We start from the raw sequence: 7,143 nt of genomic DNA, 5'->3' as shown, positions 1-7,143 counted from the left end.
GGGGTGCAGCGCGAAAAACGCCGCCACCCAGGCGCTACGCAGCGCGGCGCCGGTCATCAACCGCACGGCCCAAAACAGCAACACCGTATTGGCCACGTGCAGAACGACATTCGTGCGGTGAAACCCGCGCGGACCGAGGCCGAAAAACTGGCGGTCCGCCTCGAGTGACAACCACGTCAGCGGGTGCCAGTTGCCGTATTCCAGAGTGCGAAACGCCCAGGCGACGCCGGGTCCGGACAAGCCGCGACGCACCATTGGGTTCTGGTAGACGTAGACATTGTCGTCCAAATCGACGAACCCGTTCTCCAGGGTTCCGGCGTACGCCCAGGCGGTCCCTGCCGCCAACACGATGCTCAGCCAGAAGTAGTTTTTCGCTAGCACGGATTCTCCGGTGGGCATGGACAAAACAAGCGGTGAGTGGGCTTCATTCGTGTACGTGATTCGCCGGCCCGTGCTTGGCCAACTGCGCGCGCACGCGCTCGATGTCTTGGCGAAACCGCGGCGCTTTGGCAACGAGTTGGGCCGCACGCTCGTAGTAGCCGAGCGCCGCGTCGAGGCGCCCTTGCATTTCTTCGACGAGGCCAAGCCGTTCGATCAACAGCGCATCGTCCGGCCGCGTCTCAAGGGCGATCAAAAGGTACTGCGCGGCTTCCTCCGGCCGACCTTGGTGCAGCAGGTTGCTGCCTAAGTTGGCGTTGGGCGCGAGAGCCGTCGGATCGATCGCCAGGGCCTGGCGAAACCAGTGCTCAGCCTCTTCGTCTTCGCCCTGTACCGCCAGCGCCTGGCCGTACTGATTGCAGGCCCAGAGGCTTGGCGGAGTGATCGCCAAAGCATGGCCCCAAAGAGTGACGCCGTCGTGCCATACGGCGATCTGACACGTGGTCAGCTTGGCGCAATTCAACAGACAGACGGCCAGCGCCGCAGCCAACACTGCGGGATGCCAATGGTACTCGCCGGCCAGATCGTAGGCGGCCCAGCAGAACGCGATCAATAACCCCACCATCGGCAGATACATGTAGCGATCGGCGGTGGCCTGACCGCCGATCTGTACCAACCCGATCACCGGCAACAGCGCGATCAAAAACCAGAGCCAGCCGAATAGCAGGTAAGGCCGAGTGCTTCGTTTCCGCAGCACCAACGTCGTGACGGCGGCCAGCTCAACCACCGCGCCCAGCGGCTTCCAATGCGGCAAATCGGCGCCGGGGTGCGGGTAAAGAACCGCCAGATCAACCGGCCAGAATGTTTGCCATAAGTACGTCACATAGTTAACGGGCACCGTCAGCAGCCGAGCGGACAACGGGATCGAGTGTCCGTAGTCCATGGTACTGCCGTGGGATTGAGTAAACACGGCCGTCGCCGCGATCGCCCCGCTGAACAAACAGAAGGGGAGCTTCTCGATCAGCAATATGGCGCCTGTTCTCAGTTGGCGCCGCCGGTCCAACTCGGCCTGCGGCCAGCGGTCCAGTGGCCAAAAATCGAGCAACAGCAAAACCAGCGGCAAAGTGACGCCCATCGCTTTCGACATCAGGCTGAGGGCGAACAGAGCCAGCGACAACAAATACTTTCCTACGGCGGGCCGCCGCGCGTAAGCCACCCAAGACAGCAGGCAAAGAAACAAAAAGAACGTGCTAAGCACGTCCTTGCGCTCGGAGGCCCAGGCCACCGACTCGACGTGCAAGGGGTGCAGGGCGAAAAACGCGGCGATCCAGACGCTGCGTCCGACTGCGCCGGCCATCAGGCGAATGATCCAGAACAGCAGCAACGTATTCGCCGTGTGCAGAACCAGGTTGGTGGTATGGTAAGCCCGCGGGGTGAGTCCGAAAAGCGAGCGGTCGGCTTGCAGCGACAGCCATGTCAAGGGATGCCAGTTTCCCTCCTGAAATGTGGAAAAGGCCCAGGCCACCGCCTCGCGAGACAGGCCGCCGCGGACCGTCGGGTTTTCGTAGACGTAGCGGTCGTCGTCGAAATTGACGAACTCGTTTTCCAAGCTGCCCGCATACACAACCGCGGTCCCCAGCGCCAATGCGGCGCATAGCACGGATTCGCTCGATCGCCGCATCGGTTCGCCCCGTTTCAATCCGGTGTCTCGGCAATCTCTCCGGCGTTCATCGTCGCCAAGGCGCCGAGGGGGAAATTGCTGATTTCGGCGGTGATGAAGTGGACAGAGCCGTCGACGAAGACGCAGTTCGCTCCGGCCGGATGGAACGAATAGATTTCGCCGTCGTTGGTGCCGTTGACGGCGCAAGCGGGCCTGCTCGCCACGGCCGCGCCGGAGATCAAGTTGGCGATCTCGGTATCCGCCCAGCCCCAACCGGCGACGGTCACCGCACCGTCCAAGCCGCCGGCGTTGGCGGCATCGTTCTTCGTGGCCGGCCGGTCGCCGTAGTACAACGCGGGGCGGCCGGCGTCTTCCAGCCAGCCGAAAGTGTTTGACGTGCCGTCGCGGATCATGGCGACAGGTACCGAGAAGTTTGCCATCACCTTGCTATTGTGCCAGAAGACGCCCGGAATGGCCCCGGCATAGGCGGTGCTGAACGCAGCCGTCAGGCCCGAGTTGTAATTGCAGTAGTTGAGCGCGAAATTGACGTCGAGACCTGCGCACCCCGAATAATCGCCGTAGGCATACACCGGCAGGGGATAGCCCGCGCCGGTGGTATCGACGTTGTACGGGGCCTGGTTCAGGTTGCGGTTGATGAAGGCCGCCGCGTCGGGCAACGGAATGCGCGGGTTGGGCGCGCTGGGGCAGATCATCACCGGCAACTTCTGCTGGGCGATAAGGCCGTTGACGACCACGCCGTTGGCCAGCGAACTTACTCCGCTATTGATCGCCGCGCCCGCCGTCTCATAACACCAGGGGAAATTGAAGTTCCATTGGTTGGCAATTTTGTTTTGCTCGAGATATGGGAGCAGGAGCGTTGTCGGTGCCGTGCAAGCGTCGCCCTGCGGATGGCTGACGGATGTGTAAATCGTCCCCGGCGGCAGGACACGGTGCGCGCTCTCATAGCCGAGCGTCGCCAAAGCGATTTGCTTGAGATTGTTCGAGCATTGAGTGCGCCGCGCCGACTCGCGCGCCGACTGCACCGCCGGCAGCAGCAGGGCCGCGAGCAAGCCGATGATACTCAGCACGACCAGCAACTCGACGACGGTAAAGCCCCCGCTCCGCCGCGCGTGGTGAGGGATGTTTTTCAGTCTCATGGCCACCTAGTTCTCCCGTCTTTTTCGTGGCGGGGGCGGGGGTGGGGCGTTCTTTTGCTCCACCGCCTTTTGTGCCTGGGCTTTTTGTAGTTCGGCAAATTCCTTCATAGCCTGGGCTTCGCGCATTCGTTTTCGTTCCAGCGCGGTTTTAGGACGATTCGGCGGCGGCGCGGCGGGGTTGGGCGCCGCCTCGCCCGCGTCGCCGTCCTCGGTGTTGACGTCCTCGAAGTCATCCTGCGTCAACATCTCTTCCGCCGCGTCCCCTGTGGGAACGGCTGGAACGAACGGCCGCGGCGGCCCGAACACGATTCGCTGCTCGCTGTCGCGCAACCAATCTCCGTCAATCCGCCACTCGCCGTCCTCTTTGACCCAGACCATGTCGACCTGGGCGACGAGCTGCATATCGTCGCCGTCCGGCGGCAGGGCGATTTCCACGGGCGTGCGGAAATCGGCCACCGCCACCTTCTTTTTCTTGCCGGGCACTCTCTCCACCCTGCGCAACAGCTTGCTCAACTCGCCGACGGTCACCCCCAGCTCCGACTCCGGGGTCAAGCCCTCGAATTCTTTGGCTCGAACCGCTTCATACCATTCTTGCAGCGTTTTACGCTGGTCCGAAATCGCCATGCGATCGAGCGTTTGCAAATCACCTAGTGCAAGGGCCCGGCCCGCCAGTTCGGCCCGCTTCGGCAGGTCTCGCGGCAGCGGCGCGTCTCGCGTCCAGCGGAACAGCAGGACGAGAAGCACGAAGGCTCCCACGGCCACCGGCAGCATCGCCCAACGCGCGCCGCGCGGAAGATAGCCGAACCATACTTCGACCATGTTCGGCTTATTCAGCTCGACCGGGGCGCCCGGACCGACTGCGTGCTCGTCGGGCGGCCGCTTGCCGGGCACCGTCCCCCGAACCGTCACGTGAAACTGTTGGTTGCACTCTTTGCAATGGAACGTGCGGTCGAGCATGGTGATCTTCACCTTCCCCTCGAAGCCGCAGCTCGGACACTCCAGCGGAACGTACTTATACTCTTTGAACCTGTCGGCGAACCTCCCGTCCACGCTCGGCGTCGCAAGACTTTCCGCTGGCGCACGCCCGATGCGAGGCCGTGAATCCTTGCGATCGTCGCTGCTGGCAGCGCGTTGTTCGCTGTTGCGGGCCCGTGTTTCAGCGTTCTGGGGGTTCGAGTGCGGATACTTCACAATGGTCACTTGTTGTGGGACGCGCTCTCCGGGCCATACGACCAGCCGAATCCCGGCAGGTCGTTGGGGTCCACCGCAAACGCATAGAACACGGTCGGACGCTTTTCGTCAAAGTCGCTGTCGCAGGCCAGAATCAACAATCGGCGGCCATCAGCGAGGTCGGGGCCAAAGGCCAGCCCTTCCATCTTTTCGGGGCAATGGGGTCCCCGGATGCCAAAGCGCGGGTCGAGCAGGTCGACGAGCAGCGTCTTCTTGACGGGCTTGATCTTTTCGGCAAGTGGCCCCGCCGGCAACGTCTCGACGCCGCTCACGTCGCCGGCCCCAGTCACGTCGATCTTGTAGATCCGCTTGCACTCGGCCTCGTTTCCGCCCTTGCCGTCTCGCTCCAGCACCAGGAACTCATGATTGTTGACGGCCAACACCTCGCTTACACCGTAGCCGTCGTCGTCCAGAACATAAACGTATTCGCGCGTCCGGCCGTCGGCCAGGTTGACTTCAAGCACGCGATTGTTGCGTCCCTGACGCTTGCCTCCCTTGGAACCGGCCGCGCTGTCTTGGATCAGCGGCCGCTGCATGATGGCCAGCAGGCTGCGTCCGTCGGGAGTAACCGCCATGCCTTCCAGACCGGCATTGGTCTGGCGACCGCTGGAATTCAGCCTCGCCTCTTCCTCGGGGGTTGCCGCCGGGTGCAAAGCCTGAAATCGAGTCGGCACGCCCAGCAACCGCTGGCGATCGCCTGCCGTCGAAAACTCGGCGATGAATGGACCATACTCATCGGACATATAAAACCGGTCCTTCACCCGCCGGATCGATTCGGGATCGAACCGCAAGCCGCGATTCGGCTGCTTGTCATCAAAGGCGGCCGCCGAGCCGGTCAGGTTTCGGCCCTGCTCGTTACGTAAGAAGACGGTCGACACCAGATCGGCGACCACCGGCGTGGCCGAATCGGGACTGACCGCAAGCCGCAGCACGTGAAACCGGCAACGATACGACGTGGCGCCGTCGGCCGGACCGCGATCCGAAAGCACCAGGTAGCGGTCGTCGGCACCGCTGTACTCAATCGCCGAAATCCCTCCAAAGCGATTTGCCGGTACGCCGCCTTCCAATGTGGCATCGTCGTTCGACCTATCGCTGGCGTTGCCGGCGAAGCTCGCCGAGCCCAACAGTTGAACTTCGGCAGGCACAACGGCCTCCCTGCCGAGCAGCGCCAGGCCGACCAACGTCGCCAGAATGTGGGGGACCGGATTTCTTTTCATGGGGATGGATTCCCTGCGTTAGGGCGATGACGGGCAGACAGGCTTCTGGCTGCCCATCATCGCCCCCGCCGGGCGCGCCCGGCGGAGGCACGTGCTTCTTGCTAGGGCGGACGCAGCCGGGCGACGAACGTCATGGGACGTCACCCGGCCGCGGAACCGAGAGGCACGGAGAAAACAAACGTGCCTACTACTCAGTCGGGATTCGTGATGATTTCTCCCGCGTTCATCGTACACAGCGCCCCGAGAGTATTTGGCGCCACGTCGATGCTTTCATAGTGGACCGAGCCGTCGACGTAGGCGACCATCGCTCCGCCCGGATGGAAGGCGTAGATCTCCGAGTCGTTGACGCAGTTGACAAAGCATGTGCCGGCATTGGGTCCGAGCACGGTGGTGATGGCCGAACTCGTTCCGCCGACGGCGCCGCAAATGAACGAGCCGATCTCCGTGTCGGCCCAACCCCATCCGTCGGTGGTGACGACGGCGCCGGTCACGCCGGGATCGCCGAGGTTCTTGACGGCCAGTTTACCGCCGTAGTACAGCGCGGGCCGGCCGGCGTCTTCGATCCAGCCGATGGTCTCCGACGTGCCGTCGGTGATCATCGCGATCGGGGTACCAAACGTAGTCGAGCCGGCGTGCCAGAAGGGCCCCGGCAGCGTGCCGCCCCATTGCGTGGTGTCGTTGAAGGGTGCCGCCAAGCCAGATGACGAATAACCGGCGTAGGCGATCGCGGCGTCGTAGTTGAGACCTTCCTGGATCGAATAATCGCAGTAACCGAACTGAACCGTAGTGGCTGTGGTCGAGAAGCCGTAGTTCGGGAGCCCGCGGTTGGCAATGGCGATTGCGTCGGGGAAGGGAATGCGCGGGTTTGGCGCGCTGGGGCACATGAAGATCGGCATTTGTGTGTTGGCGATCTGCAGGTTCACCACGTTGGCGCTCGAGCTCACGCCGGAATTGAGGACGCCCGTGCCGTAACACCACGGATAGTTGTAATTCCACTGGTTCGCCATCTTAGCCTGATCGAGGTACGGCAGGATCAGGGCGCCGACGCCCGTGAATTTTGCACCCGTGATGTTAAGCGAGCTGGGCAGGCCACTGGTACCAATGTAAATCGTGCGCGGCGGCAGCACCTTGTAGTTCGATTCATAGGTGAGGCAGGCCAGCGCGATCTGCTTCATGTTGTTGGTGCATTGGCTGCGCCTGGCCGTTTCGCGCGCGGACTGCACCGCGGGCAACAACAAGGCGATGAGCAAGCCGATGATGATCATCACCACCAACAGCTCGACGAGAGTGAAACCGCGTCTCGTACGCGGTCGACGAAGGGTCGATTTCATGCAAACATCCTTTCAAAAAACGTGGGAGCACAACTGCGGGAAAACCTGAAACGCATAATTTCGTTCGCCTATCATTCGATTGGTTCTGGTGCTGTTCGCTCATTCTCCCCTAGGCGAATGAATCGCCGAACCGGAACTGGACACGAGAATAACCGTCAAACATTAGGGTA

At 62.4% G+C, this 7,143-nt stretch carries 6 protein-coding genes; all 6 read right to left on the bottom strand.

The genetic code is table 11. The features are described from left to right. A partial coding sequence (locus VNH11_02520) for a hypothetical protein (protein ID HVA45236.1) occupies nucleotides 1-399 on the bottom strand: 399 nt, incomplete at its 3' end. Nucleotides 400-424: 25 nt separating this feature from the next. Then, a complete protein-coding gene (locus VNH11_02515; GenBank protein HVA45235.1) occupies nucleotides 425-2,038 on the bottom strand; it encodes a tetratricopeptide repeat protein in 1,614 nt (537 codons plus the stop codon). Between the two features lie 35 nt (nucleotides 2,039-2,073). Continuing rightward, nucleotides 2,074-3,195: a DUF1559 domain-containing protein gene (locus tag VNH11_02510; protein HVA45234.1), complete on the bottom strand. Its 1,122-nt coding sequence runs from the start codon at nucleotides 3,193-3,195 to the stop codon at nucleotides 2,074-2,076. 6 nt (nucleotides 3,196-3,201) lie between these two features. After that, nucleotides 3,202-4,245: a hypothetical protein gene (locus tag VNH11_02505; GenBank protein HVA45233.1), complete on the bottom strand. Its 1,044-nt coding sequence runs from the start codon at nucleotides 4,243-4,245 to the stop codon at nucleotides 3,202-3,204. 146 nt (nucleotides 4,246-4,391) lie between these two features. Beyond that, on the bottom strand, nucleotides 4,392-5,642 hold the full coding sequence (locus VNH11_02500; GenBank protein ID HVA45232.1) for an esterase-like activity of phytase family protein: 1,251 nt from the start codon (nucleotides 5,640-5,642) through the stop codon (nucleotides 4,392-4,394). A 191-nt stretch (nucleotides 5,643-5,833) separates the two neighbouring features. After that, nucleotides 5,834-6,973, bottom strand: a complete 1,140-nt coding sequence (locus VNH11_02495; GenBank protein HVA45231.1) for a DUF1559 domain-containing protein — start codon at nucleotides 6,971-6,973, stop codon at nucleotides 5,834-5,836. Nucleotides 6,974-7,143: the final 170 nt, after the last annotated feature.

This window comes from Pirellulales bacterium (assembly GCA_035533075.1).
Classification (GTDB): Bacteria; Planctomycetota; Planctomycetia; order Pirellulales; family JAICIG01; genus DASSFG01.
The sequence above is the reverse complement of the archived record's forward strand: the minus strand, read 5'-3'. Positions and strand labels throughout refer to the sequence as shown.

Coding starts and splice junctions, on each gene's coding strand:
- VNH11_02510 (HVA45234.1), bottom strand. CDS start 3,195: ATGAGACTGAAAAACATCCCTCACCACGCGCGGCGGAGCGGGGGCTTT.
- VNH11_02500 (HVA45232.1), bottom strand. CDS start 5,642: ATGAAAAGAAATCCGGTCCCCCACATTCTGGCGACGTTGGTCGGCCTG.
- VNH11_02495 (HVA45231.1), bottom strand. CDS start 6,973: ATGAAATCGACCCTTCGTCGACCGCGTACGAGACGCGGTTTCACTCTC.